Raw genomic sequence first — 26,807 nt, 5'->3', positions numbered from 1 at the left:
GCCGTTCCCGCAGGGGTGCGGCCGCGGCCGGTGATGCCGAGGTCAGCGGCGTCCATGCCCGCCGTGGCCTCCGTCCCCGCCCAGTCCGTCGGTCTCGATCCGGCTGTTGCGCTGCTCGATGTCCTCGATGTTGCGGTCGCGGGTGTCCTTCATCATCCGGACCTGGCTGACCGTGGCGTCGGTGATGCCCACCAGGGCGTCCCGGACGGACATCATCGTGTCCTTGGTCGTCTGCCGCTCCTTCTGCTCCTGCGGCCTGGCCTTCTCGGCGAACTCCCCGTCCGTGCCGGGCCAGGACACCGTGGGCGCCAGCTCGTCGAGGAACTCCTCCGTCATGCTCCGGGCGAGGGAGCCGATCTCCTCCAGCTGCCCGGCCAGGGCCTCGATGCGGTGCGGGTCGACGTAGTACCGCTGTCCCACGCTCAGTCCTCCCCGTCCTCGTCGAGTGCGTCCCGCCAGGCGGGGCCCGGCTCGCCACCGCGGGCCGGCTCCTCGTCGTCGCGCAGCACCTCGGTTCCGAAGATCCGCTCCCAGTCGACCTCGAAGCCCTTCAGCTCCGGCAGGTTGCTGCTGGGCTCCGTGAAGGGAGCCATCGCCTTCATCACGTGCCGGTTCATCCGCACACGCGCCGCGCCCGCCGCTTCCAGCACACTCGCGGCCAGCTCCTGCGGCGACATGTCGCGGTACTTGTTCTCCAGGAACTCGATCCCGGTCAGCTCGCCCTGCGGTCCGACGGTCGCCCGGACCGCGCGGTCGGAGGAGAGGACCGCGAAGGACGTCTCACGCAGCTCGCGTTCGGTGCGTGCCAACGCCTCCTGGGCGGCGTGCAGTTCGGCCATCGCCTGTTCGAGGCGTTTCTCCAGCGGTTCCGTCACGGTCGCCCCTCCCTTCCTCCGTGGGTGCCGCGCGGGCGGCCGGGTGTGCGGCGGCGTGCCCGTTCGGCGCTCCGGTGTCTCGACTGTGTCGACGATCTTGCCCGGTGGCGGTGCCGGTGCAAAACCGGGCCCCTCCGGCAGCACGTCGGCTCGGCGCCGGTCATCGGCCGATGACGGCCGGTGTGCCGCCCTCGTCGGTGCCCCACACGTCCGCGTCCTCCTCCAGGTAGTCGGCTGACGTGGTCGCCCTGCGGCCGGGTTCCGTCTCCTCCTCCGGGGACTCGCCGCCGGTGGTCGCCACCCGGGAGGCGGGGGCGAGGAAGGTGTCGTCGTCCTCCTGGCGGTTCCACGGGCTGCGCCGCCGGCGGTTGCGCCGTTCGCTCTCCTCGGCCGCGTCGACCAGGACGGCCCGCACCCGCTCGCCGTTGCCCCGCTCACCGCCCGCGCCCATGCCGCCGCCCATGCCGCCCATCGGCATGCCGGGACTGCCGGGCATGCCGGGGGTGCCCGGAGCGCCGGCCGAGGCGGCAGGCGCGAGCGGCGCGGTGGCGCCCTCCGACAGCGGGGCGGCCCCGGAGCCGCCGGCGGAGAAGGAGTCCGCCGCGGAGAGGCCGCCGGGAGTGGCGGTGCTCGCGGCGGACCCGCTGCCGCCCCCCAGCCCCAGTTCGGACAGGGACACGTCCCGGGACGTCGTGGAGCCGCCTCCGCCGGGTCCGTTCAGCCCGTCCAGGCCGTCCAGGCCGCCGAGTCGGTCGAGGGCGCCGGAACGACCGGACCCCGACGGTGAGTTGAGGTCGTGCAGGTTCACCGTCTCGGTACGGCCCTGCGGATCGGTGACCTCGGCGATGCCGGTGTCCGGGTCGATGACCTGCCTGCTGCCGTCCGGGAAGGTGGTGGTCAGCCGGCCGTTGTCCAGGGTCGTGACGGAGCCGTCCGGGTTGGTGACCTTCGCTCCGTGGGTGAGGTCGGCGGTCGTGGTGGAGCCGTCGGGCCGGGTGGTGGTGAGCATGCCGTTGTCCGGGTCGAAGACGCTCTCGCTGCCGTCGCGGAACGTGGTGGCGAAGTCGCCGTCGTCCTCGATCGAGGTGTGGCCACCGGTCGGGGTCTCCAGCCCGGACGGGTCGGCGTTGAGGTTGCCGAGGTCACCCAGGTCGCCGATCGACTCGGTCGTCACGTCCGGGCCGAGGCCGCCCAGATCGCCGAGGCCACCGAGACCGCCGGACTCTTGCTGCCCGTTGAGGTTCCCCAGGTGCCCGAGGTTCTCGGTCGTGGTGGTGCCGTCCGGCGCGGTGGTGCTCGTGCGGCCGGTGGCGGGGTCGACGGTCTGGATGGTGCCGTCGGGGAAGGTCGTGGTCAGCTTGCCGTCGTCACCGAGGGTGGTCGTGGAGCCGTCGGGGTTGGTCACCTTCGTGCCGTCGCCCAGGTCGGTGGTGGTGACGCTGCCGTCGGGGTGCGTCGTCGTGAGCACCCCCGTGTCCGGGTCGAAGGACGTGCGTCCGCCGTCGGGGAAGTCGGTGGTCAGGTCGCCGCCGCTGGTGAGCTGCGTGCTGCCCCCGGTCGGGGTGTCGAGCACGCCGTCGCGGCTGTTGAGACCGTCGAGACTGCCCAGGTCGGTCGTGGTGGTGGTGCCGTCCGGGGCGGTGGTGCTCGTGCGGCCGGTGGCGGGGTCGACGGTCTGGATGGTGCCGTCGGGGAAGGTCGTGGTCAGCTTGCCGTCGTCACCGAGGGTGGTCGTGGAACCGTCGGGGTTGGTCACCTGCGTGCCGTCGCCCAGGTCGGTGGTGGTGACGCTGCCGTCGGGGTGCGTGGTGGTGAGCACGCCGGAGTCCGGGTCGAACGAGGTACTGCTGCCGTCCGGGAAGCCGGTGGTGAGCTTGCCGTCGTCGAGCTGGGTGCTGCCGCCGGTCGGGGTCCGCAGGGAGGTGCCGGGGCCGTTGTTCAGGCCGCCGAGGTTGCCCAGGCTCCGGGTGACCTCGTCGTCGGCCGCGTTGCGGTTCGCCCCGGCAGGGCCGTTGTTGAGCCCGCCCAGGTTGCCCAGGGACGCGGTGACGGGGGGAGGGGTGCCCGTCAGATCCTGGTCGCCGCCCGTGCCGTTCAGGTCGCCGGGGCTCTCGGTGACCGGGACGTTCCGGTTGAGCAGGTCGTCGAGGGTGCCGAGGTCCTGTTCGTTCACCGCGGCCGGACCGTTGAGGCCGCCGAGGTTCTCCTCCATGGTCCTGCGCTGTTCCTCGGCCTCGCGCCTGGCCTCGTCCTGCTCCCGCTTCTGCTCCTCGCGGAGCTCGTCGGCATACTTCTTGTCCTCGTCGCGCTGCTGGTTCTGCTCGTTGCGCAGCTCGTCCTGGTACCTGCGGGCCTCGTCCTGCTCGCGTTTCTGCTCCTCGCGGAGCTCGTCCTGGTACTTCTCGGCCTCGTCCTGCTCCCGCTTCTGCTCCTCCCGCAGCTCGTCCTGGTACTTCTTGTCCTCCTCGCGCTGCCGGTTCTGCTCGTTGCGCAGCTCCTCCTGGTACCGCCGGTCCTCCTCGCGCTGGCGCTGCTGCTCCGCCCGCAGTTCGTCCTGGTACCTGCGGTTCTCCTCGTTCTGCTTGTCGATCTCCTCCTTCTCCTGCTGCAGCTTCCGCTTCTCGTAGTCGTCGGCCGCGGTGGTGGTCGACTTCGGCTCGGGCAGGTTCTCCGAGAAGTCCTTGCCCAGGTCGAGGAAGTGGTTGTTGAGGGAGGACTGCACCTGGGCTGCGGGTTTGCCCAGGTACTGGTCGACGCCCTGGCTCCAGATCCTGACGGCCTTGTCGCCCACCTTCGCCCAGTTGGCGATGTCGGTGAGGTCGCCGTACTCCGGGTGCTCCTGGAGGAAGCCGGCCTGGGGCGTGTGGTAGGTGGAGCTGCCGTAGCGGGAGGTGGTGACCTTGATGTCGGTCTTGGCGACGTTGTTGGCGTCCACCCACTGGGCGAGGTCGTCCAGCACGTAGCGCAGCACCTGGTGCGGGTCGTAGTAGGGCGACTTGGCCCAGTCCAGCCACGCCTTCAGCAGGGTGTCGGCCGCGTCCTCCAGGTACTTGCGCCCCAGGGACAGGGCGCGGGAGTAGACCGTGTTGCCGGTGCCGGTCTCGCTGCCCGAGCCGGGGTTGGCGTTGAAGGTCTCGACGTAGTTGTCGTAGTTCTCGCGGATCTTCTTCAGCAGGCTGCGGAAGACCTCGGCGGCCTCGCCCTTCCAGCTCGCGTCGTCGCGGCCGAAGCGGTCCTCCCAGTCCTTCAGCACCACGGCGTGGTCCTTGAAGAACTTGGCCGCGTAGTCGAAGGACTCGCCGGTGGAGTCGAACGAGTCGAGGTCCACGACGTCGCCGCCGCCGACGCCCAGATTGCTGAACCGGGCGTCCTGGGTGCTGCCGCCGAGCAGGGCGAGGAGCGCCGCCCGCGGCCCGTTCATGTACCGGGCCAGCGGGATCGTGCTCATCTTGTCCTTGTTGTAGTCCGTGAACTCGTTGCCCTCACGGACCTGGGCGTCGTGCACGTTGTCGGATCCGGGGGAGGCGAAGATGATCTCGTCGCCGGCCTTCACCCGGCCCTCGAAGACGATGCGGGCCTGTTTGATCCGGGTCGTCTTGTTCCGGTCGAAGAACCAGATGTCGTAGTCCTCACCGGTGTTGGTGAGGAAGCCGGAGTCCTTGACGAGGAGGCCGAGGCTGCGGTCCTTGATGTCCATCCGGAAGAGCTTGCCGCCGTGGTCGGAGCGCAGGGTGTCGAAGATCGTGCTGCGGTCCGGCACGGGGTATCCCGTGATGTGGGTGACCAGGGTGGCCCAGGTGTCGGACGACGGGTCACCGGCGTTGTCGAACTTGTCGAGGTTCGCGACGGAGTTGGGATCGTACCGATCGGCCACCGGGCGCCCTTTCTGGTCGGTGCCTGTCCTGCGTGCCGGTGCGCGGCGTTCTCACGCCGGTGTGCAGCCGGGCCTTGCCGCGTGCTGTGTGTGCCGTCCGGTCCGGGGCCGGGCGGGCAGCGTCGATGTCAGGTGTCGTCGTCGTTCCCGCCGGAGCTGCCGGCGGTGAGGGAGTCGACCTCTTCGAAGGTCATGAGCAGCGTCTGCGCGTCGATCGCGCTGAGGTTCTTGTCCTTCGTCTTGTTGGCCTCGTCGATGGTGTCGGCGAGAGCCTCCTTGAGCTCCTTGAACAGCTCCATCTGGTCGCCGAGCAGCTTGTCGATGGACTCGGCGGCGGCGCGGACGTCCTCGATGAGCTTCGGGCCCGACACCAGCGGCTCGGTGACCATCTTGCCGATGCGCAGGAGCTGTTGGTCCTGGGCGAGGTTGTCCGGGGTGGTGTGCCCGTCGATGAGCCGGCCGAGCGGGCGGATGTGTGACCCGTCGCCCTCCTCGCGGTGCGTCTTGGCGGCGGTGTACACCGGCTGCACCTCGTTGTCCCGGAAGTTCTCCATCTGCTTGAGGTCGAAGTGCTTGACGTCGGCCTTCTCACCGGCCATGGGACGTCCTCCTGCGGCTTGGCTGGGTTCCGGACGGGTGACGAGCGGCATCGGTACGGCCGCCCGGCGCCGTCGCACGCACCGCCACACTTGCGCGCGGCCGGGGGTGCGGGGCCGGCCCGCGCCGACGCGTGGCCGGGGTGTACGGCCGGCCGTGGCGATGCCTGGCCGGGATGCCGGCCGGCCGTGCCGAGGGGCGGCCGAGGGGCGCGCGGGCCCTGCCGGTCCGCGGCGGCTCTGCCGGTCCACGGCCGTGCCTGCCCGGGCCGGCCGTACCGGTGCGGGACCGGAGCGGTGCTACCGGGCCCGGACGTTGCCCCAGTTGTCGGCACTGCGGCGCTCGTCACGGGAGTGGTTGTCGTGGATGCTCTGGATCAGCTGACCGCTGTCGCCGAGCAGCATGGCCATGTTCTTCGTGGCCTGGTCCCACTCCGCCTGGACCTGGATGTACATCTGCTGGTCGGAACCCTCCCAGGAGCTGACGAGCGGCTTCAGCTCGTCCTCCAGGGTGTTGAGGGTGTTGATGATCTGCTGGGTCTGGTCCTTCAGATCCTCGATGGCCCGCTGGACCACGGGGTACTGCACGTCGATGATGCCGTCGGCCATGACGTCTCCTCTCGGGGGCCGGGCGCCGGGCCCGGAAGACTCGCGGGGGCCGGCCGCGGCACGGGGGCCGGTGCCGGAAGGGGGAGGTCAGCGCAGCGCTTCGAAGACGCCCTGGGTGGTCTTGCTGTTGAGGACCTCGGTCAGATCCTGGTTCTCCTGCGCCAGACGGTTGGCGGAGGTCACGTTCTCCTGGAGCGCGTCGATCATCTTGCTGATCTGGACGACGACCTTCTGCGCCTCGGCGTTCCAGCTGCGGAAGAGCTTGAGGAGGGCCTGGCCCTCGTCACCGCCGACGCCCGAACGCGCGGCCAGCTCGGCCACGTTGTTCTGGATCTTCTCGACCTGGCTCCGGGCCGACTCCAGGGACGAGACGCCCCCCAAGCCCTTGGCGTAATCCGCTTTCCTCGCGGCACTGTCCGCCATGTCGCGCTCCCTTCGTTCGAGCAAGTCCTGTCGCCTTGTCGCTCGCTGAGGCTAGAGAGAACCCCGCGTTCCGCGCAACGCGTGCAGGAATGGTTTTGAGCTTCGGTCCGCTCGCCAAGAACCATACATACGAGGAGAGTTGCCGGGAGGTTTCGGCAGGGTGAAGGCGTCCGTCCCACCGGCCGACGCCCGCCCGCCGCTCATTTCGCGGAAGCGGCTCGAGAATCGGGCACGAAGCGGGCACGGCAGGGTGGGAAACGGTCACGGCGGTGACTTGTTCCCCGAAATGTCCGCGTGGCCCGCAGTCATTTCAGGCACGGACCGCCGGAATTCTTTGAGCTACATTTGAGGTTGCGTCCCGGCCGGGCGCTCCAATCCCTGCCGACTTCCGGCGGCCCCGGGGCCGGACACCGTCGATTCGCGGCTCCCGCCCCGGTCACCGACCGGCCCGGCCGTGTGCTGACGGGATTCAATTCGGCTGGAATTCGCCCCCGCGGCCGGCCCATTTCTTTTTGTTCGGTGCGTACGGGTTCCTTGTCCGACTCACTGCGCGGTGCCGACTGTGTCGGGCTTGTCCGCCCCGCCGCCCGCGGCGTCCTTCCGCTCCGGCTCGCCGGCGCCGCAGTCGGGGGCCGTCACCCTCACCTTCGCGGCGCCCGACGCGGCCGCCGGGTCCAGGTCCGCCCCGGTGGGGAACGAAGCGAGCAGCTGCACCGGCACCGAGTCGATGTCCCCTGCCTCGTAACCGAGCGCGGACAGCGCCTCCTTGGAGGAGAGCCGGTACTTCACTCCGTTGTCCGCCACCAGGTAGGTGGTGCCCGCGTGGGCGGCGCCGCTGGCGTGCAGCGCCCTGACCAGGGCGCCGCGCCCCGGCCGGACGACCGCGGCGTCGGGCGGCGCGCAGGCCGCCTCCAGCGGCCCGCCGGTGCCCTCCGGCACCGCCACGGGGGCCAGGCCGGTCAGGGGGGCCAGCACGGAGCTGATCCGGGCGCCGCCGTCGCCGCCGTCCACCTTGGCGCACAGCGCGGTTCCCCGCGGCGTGGCCTGCGCGGCCGGCGGCGCGTCCGGCAGCTGGGCCGAGCCGGCCGGACCCGCGTCCTTCGCCCGGTGCTCGCGCAGGGTGTCGGCGCCCACGGTGCGCACCTCGGGCGACTTCCCCCCGTACGCCTCCTTCTGCGTGGCCGGGTCGCCCAGCACCAGCGCGGCACCCAGCCGCGTCAGCGGCACCAGGCCGTCCTTGCGCAGCAGGTGGTACGTGCTGCCGCCGCCGGGCACGCTCACCTTGAACAGCTGGCCGACGCGGCTGGCCTCTCCTCCCAGCTCGGGACCCTCCTCGCCCCGTCCGGGCACCTCGGGCGGGCTCAGGACGGGGCCGGGGGCCAGCGCGTCCAGGAAGGCCGCGGAGACGGGCATGGGCCGTTCGGAGCCGTATCCGAGGGCGTTGCGGGCGTCGGCGGCGCGGTCCAGCGGCAGCCTGCTGCCCCGCCACACCAGGTACTCGGTGCCGTCCGGGCCGCGCACCAGCACCGCGCGGTCCCCGTCCACGCCCTGGGAATCCAGGGGCGCGCCGGCGACCACCGTGGTGGCGCCCGGCTTGTTCACGCCGGTGTCGGGCGTGGCGCCGGAGGTGCTGGGCAGGGCCCCCTGCGGACCCGTCACGCACATGTGCCAGGCGCCGTCGTCGAGTTGTCCGGGGTCGGGCACGGTGTCCGGGGCGCCGGGGATGCCGACCGGCACGCCCACCGGGGTGTCCCGCAGCGACGCGGTGCCCACGTCGTCCGTCGGCAGGTCGGAGCCGCCGATCAGCCGCGCCGAGGCGTAGTTGCGCACCGGGTGCAGCACCCCGTCGGTGCCGGTCCACAGGTAGCGGGCCCCGGTGTCGCGGTTGACCACCAGGTGCTCGCCGTCGCGCCAGCCGTCGTTGCCGCCGGGGCGCAGCAGACCGTAGACGGTGGCGCCCGCACCGACCAGGACGGTGACCAGCACACCGAAGACCACACCGCGCGTGGTGCGTCCCAGCGGGCTCTCCGGGGCGTCCGGGTCGGCCGTCAGCAGGCCCGAGCTGAGCCTGCCCATCATGAATCCGTGGGCCTGCACCTGGTCGCGTTTGGACTGCACAGCCTCTCCTCACCTCGTCCTCGATGTACCGGCGTCCGGACCTCAGCCGAACAGGCCGCGCAGCCAGCCGAACAGGCCCGCCACCCACAGGCCGAGCGGCAGCAGCGCCACCGCGAACCCGGTGTGCGCCAGCTCCGCCGCCCGCCCCCAGTACGGCAGGACGCGGCGGCCGGGCACGACCCAGGCGGCCACCACCAGGCCGGCGGCAGCGGCGAGCAGCACCGCGCAGACCACCGTGCGCCCGCCGCTGCCGCTGTCGACCGCCCAGGCGCGGGCCAGCAGCAGCAGACCCCACACGCCCGGCACGGCCAGCGTCAGCCGCTGCGCGATGTGCACCAGGCCCCGGCAGTGCAGGAGCAGCAGCAGGCTCAGCGCCAGGGAGGTGAGCACCTCGGGCAGGTTCGGGTGCTCGGCGAGCACGACCAGGGCGGCCGCGCAGACGACGCCGGTGGCGGCGAACAGCGCGGTCACCCAGCGTCCGGCCAGTTCCGTGCGTTCGGCCACCTCGCTGCCCGCGTAGGGCTCGATGCCCTCCTGGAGCTGGCTCGCGGACGACGGCAGCGCCGGCATCCGCATCCCGGCCAGCTTGAACGCGAAGGGCGCCACCGCACCTGCCCCCAGCGCGACCACCGTCGCCACCAGCGCCGCCGTGGCCGGCACGTCCAGGCAGCTGTAGCCGATCAGGGCCCCGGCGATCGCGGCGGCCACCGACACCACCGCCGTGGCCACCAGCGCCGGAGCCCCGACCGCGGTGGCGGCCAGCGCCAGCACGGCCCCGCCCGCGCCCGCGGCCCCCGCAGCGAGCAACCGTGCCCCGACGACCCGGGCGGCGTCCGGGCCGGTCAGGTCGCCGCCGGGCAGCACCCAGCCGGCCAGCGCCAGGCAGGGCGCCACCAGCAGGCCCAGCGCACTGGCCGACAGCCGGTCCCCGACCGCGCGGCTGGCCGTCCCCGCCCCCGCCAGCAGCAGCACACCCGTCACACCCGCGTACACGGGCCCGGACGAGGAACCGACCCCGGGCCAGAACACCAGGAGCAGGGCGGTCAGGACGGTGGCGACCGCGGTCCCCACCAGCAGGCCGCGCGCCGCCCCCGGGTGCCAGTTGTGCAGCCGCCGCCCCGCGGTGTCGGCTATCCCGTCGACCAGGTCGTCGAGCCGGGCCTCCGGCAGCGCCTCGGTGTGCGGGCGCAGGTAGAGCACGTCGCCGTCGGTGAGTCCCGAGCCGGCGAGGGTGGTCTCCTCGTCGAGCGGCGCGTCACCGAGCCGCTGCAGCACCCAGCCGGCGTGGTCGAGGCCGGCCTCCTCGGCCTCCTCGCCGACGTACCGCAGCATGGTGGGCAGCAGATCGGCCACCGGCACATCGGCGGGCACGGCCAGATCGACGGAGACGCTCGGCGCGCGTACGGTCAGGCGGCACAGTTCGGCCACCGCACTGTCGGTCATCAGCTGAACTCTCGTCTTCCGTGGGGGGTGTGGCAGGGAAAGATGCCCCCGGTAAAGGGGGAACGGGTGAAGAGTACGTAAGGTATATGCGGCCACCAACGACGGGCCACAGCAGTTGAATTGCACCCGCGCGTCCGGTAACCGCCCCTGCCGCGTGGACAGGTGGCGTTCGGTGAATGCAGACTACTGCCGACGCCCGCCGGATTGTGCTGCGGATCGGACACGCGCCCGGTACGAGCCGATCGGCACGGGAGTTGCCCGCCCCCACCGCCCGGAACACGACCACCCCGGATATCACCGCGGCCCGGAACCGTAGGGCCCACCCGGTGGGGCACTTCCCGCCGCCCTGCGCGGCGGGTATTCGGTGCGGGCCGGAAAGCCCAGCGAACCCGGAGGTTCTGTCCCTTGAGCGTGGTGCTGTTTCGCCGGCCTGCCCGCAGACGCGGACCGGAGATGCCCGAAGGGCAATTGACCCTCCAGGAACCACCGGTCCTCGCCGAGACCGTTCCCGACACCTCGGCGATATGGACCTATCTGCCGATGGCGCTGATGTCGGTGTCGATGATGCTGATGTTCCTGCGCCCCGGCGGCGGCAACGGCGTCTTCATCTACCTGGCGCTGGGCGTCATGGCGCTCTCCGCCGGAGCCATGCTCCTGGGCCAGCTGATGCGCCGCTCCAGCGAACGCAAGCAGCGCCTCAGGGGCGAACGCCGCGACTACCTCCGCTACCTGGCGCAGATCCGCAAGCGCGTCCGCGCCACCATCGTCGAGCAGCAGCGGGCCCTGGCCTGGCGCCACCCGGACCCGGCCGCGCTGCGCTCCCTGGCCCGCACCTCCCGCCTGTGGGAACGCCGCCCCGCCGACGAGGACTTCGGCGAGGTGCGGCTCGCGGTGGGCGAGCAGCAGCTCGCCCTCACCCTGCAGCCGGTCTCCACGCGGCCCGTGGAGGACCTCGAACCGCTCTGCGCCCACGCCCTGCGCCGCTTCATCCGCGCCTACTCCACCATTCCCGACCAGCCCCTCGGCCTCTACCTGCGCTCCTCCGCACGGATCCTGCTGCGCCCCGAGGAGGCCCCCGGCGACCCGTCCGCCCAGCCGGGCGGCACCGCCCCGGCCGGGGACACCGCAAGCGACGCCGTCCGCTCCCTGGTGCGCGCCGCACTCGGCCAGCTCGCGGTGTTCCACGCCCCCGAGGAGCTGTGGCTCGCGGTCTGCGCCAGTGACGAACGCCGGCCCGACTGGGAGTGGGTGAAGTGGCTGCCGCACGCCCTCCACCCGCACGAGGAGGACGGCGCCGGCCAGGTCCGCAGGATCACCGCCGACCTCACCGAACTCGACGACCTGCTCGGCGCCGAGTTCGCCGAACGCCCCGGCTTCGACCCCGACGCCCGCCCCGGACGCGACGAGCCCTACACCGTCGTCGTCCTCGACGGCGTCACCGTCTCCGAAGGACACCGCTGGGAAGGGCACGGCTACCGCAACGCGGTGGTCCTCGACGTCTCCGGGGCGCTGCGCTGGCGCCCCGGCCGCAACACACTGCGGCTGACCGTCGGACCCGAGCAGGTCAGCCTGGTGCGCACCGACCGCAGCCGCAAGGAGCGCTCCGTGCCGCTAGGCCGCCCCGACCGGCTCGGCCCGCTCGGCGCCGAGTCCCTGGCCCGGCTGCTCACGGCCCGCCGCATCAGCCTCGGCACCGACATCGCACAGCCCATGGACACCGACGTCGAGCTGACCACCCTGCTCGGCATCCCCGACCTGCACCGCCACGACCCCCAGACCCTCTTCGCCCGGCACACCGGCTCCGCCCGGCTCCGGGTGCCCGTCGCGGTCGGCGTGGACGGCCGCCCCGTGGAACTCGACATCAAGGAGTCCGCACAGGGCGGCATGGGACCGCACGGCATGCTCATCGGCGCCACCGGCTCCGGCAAGAGCGAACTCCTGCGCACCCTCGTCCTCGGCCTGGCCCTGACCAACTCCTCCGAGACGCTCAACTTCGTCCTCGTCGACTTCAAGGGCGGCGCCACCTTCCTCGGCCTGGAGGAACTCCCGCACACCTCCGCCGTCATCACCAACCTCGCCGACGAAGTCGCCCTCGTCGAACGCATGCAGGACGCCCTGCACGGCGAACTCATGCGCCGCCAGGAGCTGCTGCGCGCCGCCGGCAACTACACCTCCGCCCTGGAGTACGAGCGCGCCCGCGCCGCCGGCGCCGACCTGACGCCGCTGCCCAGCCTGTTCGTCGTGGTCGACGAGTTCAGCGAACTGCTCTCCGCCCACCGCGAGTTCATGGACCTGTTCGTCATGATCGGCCGCCTCGGCCGGTCCCTCGGGGTGCACCTGCTGCTCGCCTCGCAGCGCCTGGACGAGGGCCGCATGCACCAGCTGGAGAGCCACCTCTCCTACCGCATCGGCCTGCGCACCTTCTCCGCCATGGAGAGCCGCGGCGTGCTCGGCGTCCCCGACGCCTACCAGCTGCCCGCGCAGCCCGGCAGCGGCTACCTGAAGTCCGGCGTGGAGGCACTGACCCGCTTCCGCGCCGCCTACTCCTCCGGGACCTACCACCGGCGCACCGGCGCGGTGGTGCAGGCCCGGGTGGCCAGCCAGGTCGTGCCCTGGACCAGCGGCTGGGTCGTGCCGCGCACCCTGGAGCCCGCGCCCGAACCGGAGCCCGAGACCAAGGAGACCGGCGTCGAGGAGACCCTCCTCGACGTCGCCCTCGACCGGCTGCGCGACTCCGGCCCCGCCGCCCACCAGGTGTGGCTGCCCCCGCTGGACGAGCCGTCCCCGCTGGACGCCCTGCTGCCCGGCATCGCCCCCGACCCCGCACGCGGCCTCACCGCCACCGGCTGGCCCGGCACCGGGAAGCTGCGCGTCCCCGTCGGCCTGGTCGACAAGCCCTTCGAGCAGCGCCGCGACCCGCTCGTCGTCGACCTGTCCGGGGCAGGCGGCCACGTCGCCATCGCCGGCGGCTCGCAGAGCGGCAAGTCCACCCTCGCCCGCACCCTGATCGGCGCCCTCGCCCTCACCCACACCCCCGCCGAAGTCCAGTTCTACTGCCTCGACTTCGGCGGCGGCGGCCTCTCCCAGCTCGCGGGCCTGCCGCATGTCGGCGGTGTCGCGGCGCGGCTCAACCCCGAGCGGGTGCACCGGGCCGTCGCCGAGGTGATGACGCTGCTCGCGCGCCGCGAGCAGTTCTTCGTCGACCACACCCTGGACTCGATGCAGTCCTACCGGCGCCGCCGGGCCGCCGGCGAGTTCCCCGACGAGCCGTTCGGCGACGTCTTCATGGTGGTGGACGGCTGGTCCACCGTCCGCCAGGACTACGACGACCTGATCCCGAAGTTCAACGAACTCGCCGCCCGCGGCCTCAACTACGGCATCCACCTGCTGATCACCACCACCCGCTGGGTGGAGCTGTCCGCCCAGGTCCGCGACCAGGCCGCCACCCGCCTCGAACTGCGCATGGGCGACCCGATGGACTCCGAGGTCGACACCCGCAAGGCCCGCTCGGTGCCGCGCAGCGGCGGCCGCGGCATCACCGCCGACACCAAGATGCACTTCCTGGCCGGACTGCCCCGCCTCGACGGCAGCGGCTCCCTCGACGACCTCGGCGACGGCGTCGCCCACCTGGTGTCCGAGGTGTCCCGCCACTGGCCGGGCCCGTCCGCCCCGCAGGTCCGGATGCTGCCGCACCGGCTGCCGCTCGCGGAACTGCCCGCGCCCGAGGCCACCGAGGGCGGCGGCATGCGCCTGCCGCTCGGCATCGACCAGGACGCCCTGGAGCCCGTCTGGCACGACTTCAGCCGCACCCCGCACCTGATCGTGGTGGGGGACACCGAGAGCGGCAAGACCAACCTGCTGCGCCGCGTCGCCGAGGGCATCACCACCCGCTACGCGCCCAACGAGGCGAAGATCATCGTGGTCGACTACCGCCGCACCCTGGTGGACACCGTCCCCGAGGAGTACCGCATCGGGCACGTGATCTCCCTGGACAACCTCAAGGAGACCGTGGAGGGCGCCGCCCGCGCCATGAAGACCCGCGTCCCCGGCGCCGACATCGCCCCGGCGCGCATGCGCCAGTGCGACTGGTGGACCGGCCCGCGCCTGTTCATCCTGGTCGACGACTACGACATGGTCTCCACCAACTCCTTCCAGAGCCCCTTCGAGCCGCTCTTCGAGCACCTCACACTCGGCTTCGAGACCGGACTGCACCTGGTGGTCGCCCGCAGCGCCATGGGCGCCGGCCGGGGCCTGGGCGACGGCCTGCTGCGCCGCCTGGACGAGGCCAACAACCCCGCGGTCCTCCTGTCCTGCCCGCCCACCGAGGGCCGCCTGTTCGGCAACGCCAAGCCGCGCAACCTCCCCCCGGGCCGCGCGCTGCACATCGCCCGCCGCCGTGAACGGCTGATGCAGACGGCGCTGGTGGAGGAGAGCCGGGGGCAGGACGCCTGACGGGAAACGGAGGAGCGGTGGCCACCTGGGTGGCCCCCGCTCCTGTTTCCGCGCCGGGAGGGCTCCGGACCCCCGGGGGGGCCTGGGCCGCGCCGCTCAGTGCTGCCGGCTCCTGCTCCCCGCTTCCGCCGGGCGCCAGCCCCGGGCGCGGGCACGCGGACAGGCGAAGGCCGCCCACAGGACGCACAGCACGCCGGCCGACCCCAGCAGGACGAAGAGGGTGGCGCGGTGGGTGACACGGTCCGCCGCGGACGTGTCGCGCACGGCCACGGCGCCGCCGTCGGCGCGTGTCGCCCGAGGGGTGGTTGCGAGGACGGTGGTGACGGCGGCGTAGGGATCCAGCTGGGGGATGTCCGCCGGGTAGGCGGTGGCGGTCAGGCGGCGGACGACGGCCGCGGGGGAGTCGTCGGGGTGGGCGGCACGGACGACCGCGGCGGCCCCTGCGGCGTAGGCGGCGGCCACCGCGGCACCCCCGCCGAGGTAGTGGCCGTCGCCGCGCGGACCGCCGGACACCACGCCCGCACCGGGAGCGGCCAGGTCGATGCCGCCGGTGCGCAGGGCACCGTCCGGGCGGGCCCCGCCGGGCAGCATGTCGGCGACGGACAGCACACCCGGCTCACCGGCCGGATAGTAGGTGCGCGCCGGGATCTCGTCGCCGGCGCCGCGTGAGGGCGGGTCGGGGGCGGCGGCCGCGACCACCACCGCACCGGCGCGCCGGGCGTCGGCGACCGCGCGGGTCAGCTCGGGGTCGCGGCGGGGGAGGGCGACCGTGACAGCGATCACGTCGGCCCGGGCCGCGGTCGCCTGCCGCAGCGCGTCCACCACGAGCCCCGCCTCCGCCCGGCCGCGCGCGTCGGTGCCCCGCAGCGCGAGGACCTTCGCGGCGGGTGCCACCCCGGCCAGGCCCGGTGTCTTGCCGCCGGTCCCGGCGACGAGCCCGGCCAGGAAGGTGCCGTGTCCCACGCAGTCGTCACCGGCTGTGCCCGGGGCGGTGACCCGTCCGGCCAGTCCCGCCGCGCCGGTGTCGACGCCGGTGTCGATCAGGGCCACGGTCACACCCGCGCCCGTGCTGTGCCGGTGCACGCGGGCCAGATCCAGCCGCTGGCGTGACCAGTCCTGCTTCTTGGCCGTCGCGTCGGAGGCGGGCGTACAGGGCTCCTGCCCGGCGTCCGGATCGAGCACGGACGGCATGCCGGGCAGCTGCTGGCTCTTCCCGTCGACCGCGGGAAGCAGGGGCGGCTGCGCGGCGTGCGCGGTGCCGGCCGGGGGCAGCAGCAGGGCGGCGGCGAGTGCGGCTCCGGGCAGCAGGCGGGCGGGCCCGCGGGTGGACGACTTCATCGGGGTGCCGCCTTCGCGGTCGCGGCGGTGACGTCCTGGGGCAGCAGGATGCGCAGGTCGTCCAGGGTGGGCGCGGCCAGCGAGCTGAGCCGGCCGGCCTGCCGGGTGACCATCGACTCCACCACCTGGCGGGCCAGCCGTGCGTTGCCGAAGGACCGGTCCCGGGGGAGCGCGTCGAAGTACTCCTTGAGCAGCGGCCCGGTGCCGGGACCGCACTCGTAGCCCATGCTCGCGGCCTGCGTACGGACGATGGTGACCAGCTCCTCGGAGGAGTAGTCCGCGAAGGCGACCCGCCGCGGGAAGCGCGAGGACAGGCCCGGGTTGGAGGCCAGGAAGCGCTCCATCTCGTCGGTGTATCCGGCGACGATGACGACCACCTCGTCGCGGTGGTCCTCCATCAGCTTCAGCAGGGTGTCCACCGCTTCCTGACCGAAGTCGGCGCCCTCGCCGCGCGGGGTGAGGGTGTAGGCCTCGTCGATGAACAGCACACCACCGCGGGCCCGTTCGAACACCTCACGGGTGAGCTGCGCGGTGTGGCCGATGTACCGCCCGACCAGGTCGGCGCGGGCCGCCTCGACCAACTGGCCCCGCTCGAGGATGCCGAGCTGGGACAGGATCTCGCCGTAGAGCCGGGCCACCGTGGTCTTGCCGGTGCCGGGCGGGCCGGTGAACACCAGGTGATGGCTGAGCGAGGGCACCGGCAGCCCGGCGGCCGCGCGGTGGCGCGCGGTCGTGATGAGATTGACCAGGTCCGCGACGTCCCGCTTCACCTCGGCCAGACCGATCATGTCGCCGAGGCGGGTCAGCGGGTCGTCCTCGGCCACGGCGGTCCCGGTCGCCTGCGCGGCGGCCGTGGCGGACACGTCCTCCGGCAGCAGCAACCGCAGATCGTGCTCACTGACCTGCTGCTGGGAGGCGAGCCGGACCGCCTGGCGGTCCACCATCTCCTCGAACACCCCGCGCGCCGCACGCCCGTTGCCGAAACCGGCGTCCCGCGGCATCGCCTCGAAGTGGGCGGCCAGCGCCTGCGCGGTGCCCTCACCGAGTTCGTACTGGTGCTGGGCGCACATGTTCTCCATGATCGCCACCAGTTCCGGCACCGAGTAGTTCTCGAACTCGACCGTGCGTGAGAACCGGGAGGCCAGACCCGGGTTGAAGGTGAGGAAGGACTCCATCTCGCGCGAGTAGCCGGCGGCCACGACCACCACGTCGTCGCGGTGGTCCTCCATCAGCTTCAGCAGCGTGTCCACCGCCTCCCGGCCGAAGTCGGCGCCGCCGTTGCCGCTGTCCGAGGTGAGCGTGTACGCCTCGTCGATGAACAGCACGCCGCCCAGCGCCCGTTGGAAGGTCTCCGTGGTCTTGATCGCGGTCCCGCCGACGACCTGCGCGACCAGGTCCGCACGCGACACCTCCACCAGATGCCCGCTGCGGAGCGACCCCAGTTCGGCCAGGATCGAGCCGTAGAGCCGGGCGACGGTCGTCTTGCCGGTGCCGGGCGGCCCGGCGAAGACCAGGTGACGGCTCATCGGCGGCGCGGGCATGCCGAGCTTCTCCCGGCGCTGCGCGAGCTGCGTCAGGTTGACCAGGGTGCGCACCTGCTGCTTGACGTTCTCCAGCCCGATCAGCGCGTTGAGGGCGCCGAGCGGGCCGTCGGCGCGGTCCGGCGGGGGCGCGTCCGCCGCCCCCGAACCCGCCGGATCGGTGTTCTCGGCGGTGCCGGTGCCCCAGGCGTCCCGCTTGCCGTTGCCGGTGCTGTTCAGGCCCTCCACGGCGAGCCGTTCACCGGGGGCCGTCTGCACCAGGCCACCGCCCTCGTTCTCCCGGGCCAGGCAGTTGACCAGCGAGACGGGCGCCGTGGACTCCACCCGGAAGCCGTCCTGCGCCCCGCCGGTCGCCTCGCAGCCGCTGAGCGAGGCGAGCGCCCCCTCACGGAGCAGGAAGCCGTGCCCCTGAGCGGCGTGCACCGCGGTGCGGTTGGCGGTCAGCTCACCGCCGGCGCCCACCACCACGCCGTCCTCGCCGGACGTCTCGACCCGGAAGTCCCGGACGGTGACGTTCCCGCCGTCCTCGACGACCAGGCCACCGGCGCCGGCGTCGGACACCCCACCGCCGGCCAGATACAGGGTGCTGCCGGAGGCGGCACGCACACCTGCGCCCTTCGGCCGGAGTATCTCGCAGTCCTCGGCGCGCCCGCGGGCGTCCTTGACGGCCGCCACACCGTCACCGGACGGCTCCACCAGCCGGGCCCGGCGCAGCAGCGGGTTGGCGCCGCCGCGCACCAGGACCGCCGGCGCGCCGCCGATCACCTCCAGCCGGTCCAGCTCCGGCGCCGAGTCCTCCTCCAGCAGCAGACCCGTCTCCTCGCAGTCGCGCACGGTCAAGCCGGTCAGGGCCGGCGAGGCGGCCCCGGCGACCCGCAGGGCCGCTCCCCGGGCGCCGTCCACCCAGCAGTCCTCGAAGGTGCCGCGCGCCCGGTCGGTGACCAGCACCCCGTGGCCGCGCGTACGGGACACCCGGCAGCGCCGCAGCACCGGATCGGTGCCCGCGGCCAGCGTGATCCCGTTGCCGGACGCGCCCGTGACCCGTACGTCCTCCAGCGTGGTGCGCCCCGCGCTGCTCAGGTGGACGCCGGTGCTGGTGTCGTGCACGACGGTGCGGACGACCGACACCGAGCAGTTCTGCTCCAGAGCCAGGGACGGCTTGTCGGTGGAGGAGATGTCGCAGTCCTCGACGCTGCCGCGCGAGTCGCCGTTGGCGAGCAGGCCGTTGCCGCGGGCGTCGCGCACGGTACAGCCCCGCACGCGCGCCTCCCCTTGCTCGGCCAGGACCAGCCCGCTCGTCCCCAGGTGCTCGAAGGTGCAGGACTCCACCGTCGTGGGCGTGGTCGAGGTGACCACGATGCCCGCGCCCTGCCCGTTGCTCACCCGGCAGTCCCGCAACGCGAGCGAGCCGGTTCCCCCGGCCAGCAGCGCGGTCCACGCGGCGCCGACGATCTCGCAGCCGTCCAGTGCGGCCTGCCCGCGCCGCACGTCCACGGCCGGTTCCTCCGCGTCGCCGCCGCGCAGGGTCAGTTCCGAGAGCATCACCGCGTCGGCCCGCAGCGCGAGCACGCTGCCCGAGCGCGGTCTGACCTCCACGGTGCCCCGGCCCTCGGCGGCGGTGAGCGTGACCCGGGTGTGGATCACGAGGTTCTCCGGGTAGGTCCCGGGCCGGACGCTGATGATCGCGCCGGTCCGGGCAGCCGAGAGCGCCTCACCGATCGTCCGGTAGCGGTCCCCGTCTCCCGGGCCGACCGTCAGTACCTGGCGCGACACGCACCAACCTCCTTGCTGTGGCGTGGTCTTCAGCGTGCGCCCCACTCGACCGGGACGCGTGTCGGCGGGCCGACGGGGTCATCATGTCTCGCCCCGCGCGGGCGAGTCGCGGCAGCGGTACGCCCGCTGCGGTGGCTGTCCGGTCAGACGCTCCACTTCTGGTTGTCGGTGCCGGCGCAGGTCCACAGTTGCAGCCCGGCGCCGTTGCCCCGGTTGTTGTCCTTGATGTCGGCGCACTTGCCGACCACGGTGTTGACCAGGTCGTGGCTGGCGTTGAGCGTGAACTGCTGCGCGGCGTTGCCGTTGCACCAGGCGAGCTGGAGGGGGGTGCCGTCGTTGTAGTCGGCCCCGGCCACGTCGAGGCACTTGCCGCCGATGCGCACGGTGCCGTCCGAGGCGAACTGCCATTTCTGGGCGGGGCTGTCGTTGCAGTCCCACACCCACAGCTGCTTGCCGTCGCTGAAGTCCCCGTCGGGTACGTCGACACAGCGGCCGGAGAGGTGACTGCGCAGCGAGACGGGGGAACCGAGGTTGACACCCGCACCGGCTCCGGCGGGCCGGTCCTCGCCGCCGCCGGACTTCTCCCGGGTGTTCCGCTCGCCCTGTGCCGGTGCCTCGGGCCGATCCTTCGCCTCGGCCTTCTCCTTCGGCGCGTCGTCGCCCTCGTCCTTACGGGTGCTCGGCGTTGCGGTGGCACCGCTCGACGGTTTCACCGGCTTGCCGGTCGCCTTCTCCGGCTCGTCGGAGGGGCTGTTGTCGGGCGAGGCCGCCACGAACTCGCCGGGCGCCTCCTGACCGTCGTCACCGAGCACGGTTCCCGCGCCCGCCGCCTGCTTGCGGCCGCCCCCGTCGTCGTTGCCGCCGAGCACCAGGAACGGCACCGACACCAGCAGCGCCCCGACGACGGCCGCTCCCGCCAGCACCGCCTTGCCGGGCCGCCCGACCGCGGCGGGCTGCTGCTCCGGCCGGTCGATCGCGGTCTGCGTCATGGTCCGGACGAGTGCGGGCAGCCGGCTCTTGGCCACCGCGGCGGCACCGGGATCGGCCTCGCCCTCGGCCCGTCCGGCGGAATCGGCCCCTGTCGCGGGGCTGGTGGGCTCGGCCCGGGCTTCGGGCGTGCTGCCGGCCGCGGAGGGCTCGGGCCGGGCGGCCTCCTGTGACTCGGGCGCCTCCTCGACGGTCCCGGACGCCGCCTCCGTCGTCGTCCCTGCGCCGGGCGTGGTCCCGTCGCCGGGCGTGGTCACCTCCTGCGCGGGAACGGCTTCGGGGCCGGACGACCGCTCGCTTCCGGTACCGGTGTCCGCGAGGGTGCCCGGGGCGGTGGGGGGTTGCTGGGCCGATCGCGTCACGGAGTCCTCCCTGTGGTGTGGGGCCAGGGTTCGGGTAAGCCGTCGCTCCGGGAGCCCGAAGCGACGGCGGGTTCGGCAGCGGGGGTACCGGCCGGCGGGGGCGAACCGGGGGCGAAGCCTCCGGCCTCGTCCCCCGAACCGGCGCCGGGGACGCTGTCCGCCGGGACCAACAACGGAGCCGCCGCACCGGGGTTGACCAGCAGCACCGTGCCGGAACCCCGCAGGGAACGGGCCAACTCCCCGGCGGACAGGGTGTCGTGGCGAAGTGCCGAGGACATGAACGCATGCGGCGCCGAGGTGAACAACAGGACCACGGGCGCCCCGTCTTGTCCGGCAGCGGTGAGCGGCCCCCCGTCCGCGCCGCGCGCGACGGTGACCTCCGCTGCGGCGAGCGCGGCCAGTGCCTCCGCCACCGAGCCGTAGCCGGTGGCGGCCCGCTGTGCCGCGGCGTCCACGGGATCCGTGGGCTCCGGCCAGCCGAGCATCCGTGCGGAGGGGCGGTAGGCCGGATTGGCGCGGTACTCGGCCACGTCACCGCTGTCGTCCGAGCGCCACTCACCGACCACCGCCCAGTCCGGCGGTGTCCGCTCCTGCGTCCACTCCGGGTCCACCACGCCGACCCAGTGCCCCGGAGCACGGCGGGCGGCGGCGCGCACGGCGTCGGGTATCTCCGGCGTCTCGGAGGTGTCGACGGTCTCCCCTGCGCCGGTGACGGACGATGCGGCGGCGGTGGGGCCGGGAGCGTCAGGTGTCACCGGCAGGGCGCCCTGCGGGGCCGCTCGCCGGTCTCCGGGCCGCATCTCCACCTGAACTCTTGGGTCCCTACGCATACTTGGGTGCCGAACGGCATGGACACACGCCGACATCGATCGGCCGGGCCAACAGGATGCCACACCGCTCTGGCCCATAGGTGCCCGAGCAGGCTCCGTATGAGCCTGTGGCGTGCCCGTTCGCTGCCCGGGTGGGGAACGTTCCGGGAGCAGCGAGGCGCGGACGGACAAAGCGGCAACGGCTGTTGGGGCGGCAGCGCGGACGTCACACCGAGGACGGGTTAAGTTGGCCCTGTCGTCGGACTCGTCGACGTACAGTGCGGCCCGGCCGGACGGCCGACCGGAGTCGTGCGGCACACCTGGCTGCTCGCAGCGGCGTCGGACCGGTGTCCGGTGCCACCCTGCCGGGAGGCTCGACGACACGTACGAGCCGAACTCACCCCGGCGTGGCACTGACCGACGCCCGCCGTGCGCAGGGGTGCCGGTCGGCCCGACCGGCCGCTGCGCGGGTCCCGCCCACCACCGAGAGCTCCGCCACCGAGGAGGAGTAACCGCATGTCCCCCCAGCACCACACCCCTGACGCGCAAGCGGAGAAGGCCGCCGGCCCCGGCGAGGAGGAGACGGGCTCGCCGTCCGGCGCCTCGGCGCCGACGGCTCGGGAACCGGGCCGGGCCACCACGTCCGCGGGGGAACCGGGTGCCGTCTCGGCAGGAGAGCCCGCCGCCTCCGCGGCCACCGCCGGGAGCGAGCCGGGCAGCAGCGAGCCGGGTACCGCGCCTGCCGGAGACGCCGACACCTCCGAGACCGAGCCCGATGGCACGTCGGCCCGCCACCGTCCCGCCTCCGCGGAGACGCCGGAGAGCGCCCCCGCGCCGGAAAGCGCCGCCCCCGCGAAAACGTCCGAAAATCCCGCCCCCGCACCGGAAAACGCCGCCCCCGCACAGGGAAACGCCGCCCCGGCGCCGGAAAACGCTGCCCCCACGCCCGGTACGACGACACCGGAAGCCGGCACGACGACACCGGAAGCCGGCGCGGCGGCACAGGCCGCCGCGGCGCCCGAGCCCCCGGCCGCGCGCATCGGCGTAGCCGCCGCCGCTGCCGTGGTGTCCCCGCCTCCCACCTCCGGCACCGGTGTGCAGACCGGGCGACCCCGCAAACCGGTCCTGGCGGGAGCCGCGGTCTTCGGCGCCGTCCTGGTGGCCGTCCCGCTGCTGCTGACCGGCGGCGGGCGCGACGACGACGGCCGCAGCGCCTCGAAGACCGTGACGGCGGGTGACGCGGACACCGTCCTGAAACCGGAATCGGCCCCCGCCGCCCTGGACGACTACGTGGCCGAGAAGCCCAGTGCGTCGCCCAGGAAGAAGAAGCCGGAGAAGAGCGCGGCACCGGTGGCTGCCGCTCCCCAGCCCGTGGCGGTTCCACCGCAGCCCAGCCCGAGCAGCTCGCCCACGAAGAAGCCCAAGCCGAAGCCGAAACCGAAACCGAAGGCGGCGCCCAAGCCCGACTGGGGCACCGCGACGATCTCGGCGACCAGTGTCCTGGAGGTCAACCAGGCCTGGACCACCAACCGCATCCGCATGATCATGCAGACCGACGGCAACCTCGTCGTCTACAACGAGAAGGGCAAGCCCATCTGGGCGTCCATGACCTTCGGCCAGAACCACCGGGCGATCTTCCAGCAGGACGGCAACCTCGTGATCCACAACGGCGACGACCGGCCCATCTGGGCCGCCCGCACCCATGGCCACGAGGGGGCGCAACTGGTGCTGCGAGCGGACGCCAAGGTCGTCATCGTGCACAACGGCGGAGTCATCTGGTCGACCTGACCCTGTCGCCGGGGCCGACGGCGGGGCGGGCTACGGCCGGGGAACCTTCGCTCCGGGCACCGCGCACGCCGCCGTCCCGCCCGGCAGCCGCATGCGGTTCTCGGCCACGAGACGGTAGGCGCCGTGAGCGGCCCACCGCACGGGCGGAAGGGTGAGCACGGCGCCCGGGACGGCCCACACCCCACCGGCGCTGAGCAGGATCTTCGCCACCGCCTGGGCACCGCCGTACACCCGCCCGGTGGGCGTCACCCACAGGGCCTCGTACCGGGCCCGGTCCTCGGTGACGCCGAGCGCGTCGAGGTCCACCCGCTGCCAGGCCACGACCTCGCACCGCGGCCGCACCAGGCGCTGGACGACGCCCACCGACGTGGTGCAGAAACCGCAGTCCCCGTCGAAGATCAGTACTGGTTGCCTTCGCACCCCTCCATCGTCCCTCACCGTCGGACGGGCCGTCGCACAGACCGGCCGGGGGCTGGTGGCCGCCGCCACCAGCCCCCGGCCGTCCACTCCGCGGACGCCCGCCGGTGGCGGCGCACCGCGGAGGGCGTGACAGGGCGCGCACTACAACGGGCGCACGCGGATGTCGCGGAACCGCACCTTGCCGCCGTGGTCCTGCAGCCGGATCGCCCCCGCCGCCGACGTCTCGGCCCGGCCGGACGCGGTGGGACCGTCGAGGGCGAGGTCGTCGTGGACCTTCTTGCCGTTCCACACCACCGTCACCCGGGCATCGGCGGTCTTCCTGCCCTCGTCGTCGAAACGGGCCGCACGGAACACGACGTCGTACGTCTGCCATGTCTCCGGTTTCGCGGCCATGTTGGCGTCGGGTGCCTTCTTCCGGTAGATGGCCCCGGCTTCGTCGATGTTCGGTGAGGTGTCGCCGTAGGAGTCGAGGATCTGCAGTTCGTAGCGGTCCTGGAGGAAGATGCCGCTGTTGCCCCGGTCCTGGCCGGTGACGTCCGGTGGGAGCAGCGGCACACGGAACTCCACGTGCAGGGCGAAGTCCTGGTACGCGTCCTTGCTGCGGATGTCGCCGCAGCACACCTCCATCGACTTCTCCTCGGTCAGTGGCCAGGCCACCTTCCGCCCGTCGGTGTGCTGCCAGCGGTACTGCGATCCTGCGGTGCCGTCGAAGAGCGTCGCCTCGACGCCGTGCGGACGCACGGTGATCAGGTCGAGATTGACGTGGCCGGTGTCGCCGGCCTCGAACCGGTAGGAGATCGAGTTGTGCCCGGCACGCAGTCTCAGCTGCTCGGTCCTGGTGGACCAGGAGTCCCAGTCGCCGGTGGAGGGCAGCAGGGTCTGCCGGACCTTGCTGTCGTTGGCGTACAGGGAGAGGGACTTGGTGCCGGCGAACGGGTTCGGGCCGCCTGCGTAGCGAAGGTTCACGTCGTACGTGCCGCTCCTGGAGACGGTCACGTCGAAGGTCGTGGCGACCTTGCCCTCGGTGGCGTACCGGTCGACGAAGCCGCTGCCGGAGTATCCGGAGTGGTCGGTGTTGATCCCGGCCGCACCGGTCAGCCGGGCTTCCTCCGCCTCGTACAGAGTGGCGGCGGGCGGCTGCTTGCCCGGCAGGGCGTTGAGTGTGTACCAGGCCTCGGTGCTCCACAGAGCCTCGCCGGAGGCCGAGGTGAAGGGGCGCGGGGAGCGCACGTGCACCACGTGCCCGGGTTTGAGGCCGTCGGTGCGCAGCCGGACGGTCCGGCCGTCGCCGGAGAGCGTCGCCGAGCGCACGGCGAGCGTCTCCTCCCCGATCTTCGGGCCGCCGTAGTCCTTCGTCGGCGTGTAGCGCCACTGCTCGATCCGGTAGCGCGCGGCGAGTTGCGCGGCGGTCTGCTCGGACACCGGCTGGGTGTACGTCAGGTCGAAGCCGCCAGGGACGGCACGCATGGTCTTGATGTCGAAGGTGTTGCCGCCGTTGGGGGTCAGCTTCTGCAGACCGAAGCGGAGTTTGCCCTCCTGGCCCCAGTTGCCGTCCGCGCCGAGACCGCCGGCGTAGACCGCGCCGTCGGGGCCGAGGGTGAGCCGGTTGACGCCGGCCTCCAGGCCCTGGGTGTAGCGGAAGACGGCTCCCTGGTACTGGCCCTTGACCTTTTCCAGGTAGGCGCGCTGGAGACCGCCGTAGGTGACGTCGCCGATGAGCATCTGGCCCGCGAACTGCCCCTTCTTCAGGTACAGCGGAGTGGAGGGCGAGTTGGCGATCTCGTTCTGCGGCAGCCAGAGCACCGGCGCGGTGACGGGGGAGGACTCGAAGGGGCCGGCGGGCTCGGTGTGGTGGTTGAAGAAGCGCCCCTGCTCGATCTGGACCAGCTTCGACGAGGGGAGCCAGCCGCCCTGGTTGTCGGTCGTGAACAGGCCGCCCTCCGGGCCCCATCCGATCCCGTTGGGCGTGCGCAGGCCGCCCGCGACCGGGGTGATCCGGCCCGTCCTCTTGCTGATCCTGTAGGTGGTTCCGCGGTCGGGAGCAGGCTGCGGGGTGGTGGTCGCGCCGCCGTAGTCGATGGCGACGGACAGGTTCACGTAGAAGTAGCCGTCGCGGTAGAGCAGTCCGAACGCGAACTCGTGGAAGTTGCCCCCGTAGGGCCAGGTGGCCACCGTGCGGTACGTGTCGGTGACGTCGTCGCCGTCGTCGTCCACGAGCCGGGTCAGCTCATGCTTCTGCGACACGTACAGCGACCCGTCGACGTACGTGATCCCCATGGGCTCGCGCAGCCCCTCGGCCACCTTCTTGACGGTGACCTTGTCGCGGCTGGTCCTGCCGGTGACGTTGTCGAGCAGATACACCTCACCGGCAACGTTGTCAGTGCCGCCCCAGGTGCTGATCGCCAGTCGCCCGTCGGGCAGCCAGTCCATGCCGGTGACCTGCGGCTGGAAGCCTTCCGGGCGCAGGTCGGTGAGGTCGAGGTCGGGGCGTACGGAGGTGAGGGGCAGTCCGTCGCCGGGCGAGTCGCCGCCCGCCTCGCACTCCTTGCGGCCCGGCGCCGTCACCCGGACCACCCCGGCGTCGGTGCTCAGTGCCTCGCGCGGCACGACGGTGAACTCGCTCTCGCCCGGCGGCTTCCAGGACAACTGCACCTGCTGTCCGCCGTCGCGTTCGAAGTGGTCGACGCGCAGGGGGTGGGACCCGGCGGTGAGGTGGACGGTGCCGTCCTTGGGTTCGGCGCCGTGCAGACCGTCGTGGTCGATCACCGTGGAACCGTCGAGCGACAGGCGGGAGCCGTCGTCGCTGGTGAGGCGGAACACGTACGACCCGTCCCGCGGGGCGATCAGATGGCCGGTCGCCTCGGAGACGAACCGGTCCTCGAACCCGCCGAAGTCGGCAGCCGAGGACCAGTCGACGGTGGGCATCAGCTTGTCGTGGTTGGGGGTCTGCCCCGGCTTGAGTGTGCACAGTCTGCCGAGCGGGGTCTGGATGTCGTAGACGCGCAGCGTGACGCCCGGCTCCTGCGGGGGGATGTCGGCGGCGGTCGCCGACGGGGGCCCGGTGACCGTCGCAGCGGGGTCGGCCGCGGCCGCCGGGGCGGCGAGCGCGCCGCCGGCCAGGACGGTGGACGCGAGCAGGGCGAGGAGGTGTCTTCGGGCTCGTGGGAAGGGTCGTTGGCGCAATGGTCCTCCTGTGCTGGGGACCGGACCGTGCCGGATCGTTCCGGTCGTTCACGGGGGTGGAGCGCGGTTGCGCCGCAAAGGTAAGAGACTTTCGCTTGTCATGTCCAGACTTTGTCATCACTGCGTGCAAAGTGGGTCGCGAGAGCTGACGAACCGTCACGAGGGACCGGCGCCCGTCGCGCGGTACGGGGTTCGCGTGTTCAGAAACCCGCGGGA

16 protein-coding genes are annotated in these 26,807 nt (G+C 72.9%); 2 read left to right on the top strand and 14 right to left on the bottom strand.

Annotation, left to right across the window (positions count from 1 at the left end; translation table 11 throughout):
• Window positions 1-42 precede the first annotated feature (42 nt).
• The 8 genes from ACFYWG_RS01960 to eccD form a co-directional block, all read right to left on the bottom strand.
• Complete coding sequence (locus ACFYWG_RS01960; protein ID WP_376327698.1) at window positions 43-420, bottom strand: hypothetical protein; 378 nt, start codon at window positions 418-420, stop codon at window positions 43-45.
• A gap of 2 nt (window positions 421-422) precedes the next feature.
• Window positions 423-875, bottom strand: a complete 453-nt coding sequence (locus ACFYWG_RS01955; RefSeq protein ID WP_389198686.1) for a YbaB/EbfC family nucleoid-associated protein — start codon at window positions 873-875, stop codon at window positions 423-425.
• Window positions 876-1,035: 160 nt separating this feature from the next.
• A complete protein-coding gene (locus tag ACFYWG_RS01950; RefSeq protein WP_389198684.1) occupies window positions 1,036-4,749 on the bottom strand; it encodes an AAWKG family protein in 3,714 nt (1,237 codons plus the stop codon).
• Window positions 4,750-4,877: 128 nt separating this feature from the next.
• Entirely contained in the window at window positions 4,878-5,348 is a 471-nt protein-coding gene (locus tag ACFYWG_RS01945; RefSeq protein WP_389198682.1) for a type VII secretion system-associated protein, read from the bottom strand.
• A gap of 297 nt (window positions 5,349-5,645) precedes the next feature.
• Window positions 5,646-5,954 carry a WXG100 family type VII secretion target gene (locus ACFYWG_RS01940; protein WP_376327691.1) on the bottom strand — a complete coding sequence of 103 codons (309 nt, stop codon included), beginning with the start codon at window positions 5,952-5,954 and terminating at the stop codon, window positions 5,646-5,648.
• A gap of 87 nt (window positions 5,955-6,041) precedes the next feature.
• A complete protein-coding gene (locus tag ACFYWG_RS01935; protein ID WP_333935841.1) occupies window positions 6,042-6,377 on the bottom strand; it encodes a hypothetical protein in 336 nt (111 codons plus the stop codon).
• A 543-nt stretch (window positions 6,378-6,920) separates the two neighbouring features.
• A complete protein-coding gene (gene eccB, locus ACFYWG_RS01930) occupies window positions 6,921-8,495 on the bottom strand; it encodes a type VII secretion protein EccB (protein ID WP_389198679.1) in 1,575 nt (524 codons plus the stop codon).
• 42 nt (window positions 8,496-8,537) lie between these two features.
• On the bottom strand, window positions 8,538-9,938 hold the full coding sequence (gene eccD, locus ACFYWG_RS01925) for a type VII secretion integral membrane protein EccD (RefSeq protein ID WP_389198677.1): 1,401 nt from the start codon (window positions 9,936-9,938) through the stop codon (window positions 8,538-8,540).
• Between the two features lie 453 nt (window positions 9,939-10,391).
• Between eccD and eccCa the strand changes: the two genes are divergently transcribed.
• Window positions 10,392-14,390: a type VII secretion protein EccCa gene (gene eccCa / locus ACFYWG_RS01920; protein WP_389198675.1), complete on the top strand. Its 3,999-nt coding sequence runs from the start codon at window positions 10,392-10,394 to the stop codon at window positions 14,388-14,390.
• A 96-nt stretch (window positions 14,391-14,486) separates the two neighbouring features.
• On the opposite strand, the gene ACFYWG_RS01915 is transcribed toward eccCa, so the two are convergent.
• The 4 genes from ACFYWG_RS01915 to ACFYWG_RS01900 all read right to left on the bottom strand — a co-directional run bounded on the left by ACFYWG_RS01915 (window position 14,487) and on the right by ACFYWG_RS01900 (window position 21,191).
• Window positions 14,487-15,728, bottom strand: coding sequence for a S8 family serine peptidase (locus ACFYWG_RS01915; protein ID WP_389198673.1), 1,242 nt, complete (start codon window positions 15,726-15,728; stop codon window positions 14,487-14,489).
• Window positions 15,725-19,042, bottom strand: a complete 3,318-nt coding sequence (locus tag ACFYWG_RS01910; RefSeq protein WP_389198671.1) for a right-handed parallel beta-helix repeat-containing protein — start codon at window positions 19,040-19,042, stop codon at window positions 15,725-15,727. The genes ACFYWG_RS01915 and ACFYWG_RS01910 overlap by 4 nt, the downstream gene beginning before the upstream one ends.
• Before the next feature lie 143 nt (window positions 19,043-19,185).
• Window positions 19,186-20,391 carry a ricin-type beta-trefoil lectin domain protein gene (locus ACFYWG_RS01905; RefSeq protein ID WP_389198669.1) on the bottom strand — a complete coding sequence of 402 codons (1,206 nt, stop codon included), beginning with the start codon at window positions 20,389-20,391 and terminating at the stop codon, window positions 19,186-19,188.
• Window positions 20,388-21,191: a type VII secretion system-associated protein gene (locus ACFYWG_RS01900; RefSeq protein ID WP_389199430.1), complete on the bottom strand. Its 804-nt coding sequence runs from the start codon at window positions 21,189-21,191 to the stop codon at window positions 20,388-20,390. The genes ACFYWG_RS01905 and ACFYWG_RS01900 overlap by 4 nt, the downstream gene beginning before the upstream one ends.
• 1,074 nt (window positions 21,192-22,265) lie before the next feature.
• On the opposite strand from ACFYWG_RS01900, the gene ACFYWG_RS01895 reads away from it, so the two are divergent.
• Window positions 22,266-22,988, top strand: a complete 723-nt coding sequence (locus ACFYWG_RS01895; RefSeq protein ID WP_389198667.1) for a mannose-binding protein — start codon at window positions 22,266-22,268, stop codon at window positions 22,986-22,988.
• Between the two features lie 30 nt (window positions 22,989-23,018).
• Here the strand turns inward: ACFYWG_RS01895 and ACFYWG_RS01890 are convergent, their stop codons facing one another.
• Window positions 23,019-23,408, bottom strand: coding sequence for a thiol-disulfide oxidoreductase DCC family protein (locus ACFYWG_RS01890; protein ID WP_389198665.1), 390 nt, complete (start codon window positions 23,406-23,408; stop codon window positions 23,019-23,021).
• 141 nt (window positions 23,409-23,549) lie between these two features.
• A complete protein-coding gene (locus tag ACFYWG_RS01885; RefSeq protein ID WP_389198663.1) occupies window positions 23,550-26,591 on the bottom strand; it encodes a family 16 glycoside hydrolase in 3,042 nt (1,013 codons plus the stop codon).
• Between the last annotated feature and the right edge of the window lie 216 nt (window positions 26,592-26,807).

Origin of the sequence: Streptomyces sp. NPDC003456, from assembly GCF_042878735.1 — a bacterium.
Lineage (GTDB): Bacteria > Actinomycetota > Actinomycetes > Streptomycetales > Streptomycetaceae > Streptomyces.
The sequence above is the reverse complement of the archived record's forward strand: the minus strand, read 5'-3'. Positions and strand labels throughout refer to the sequence as shown.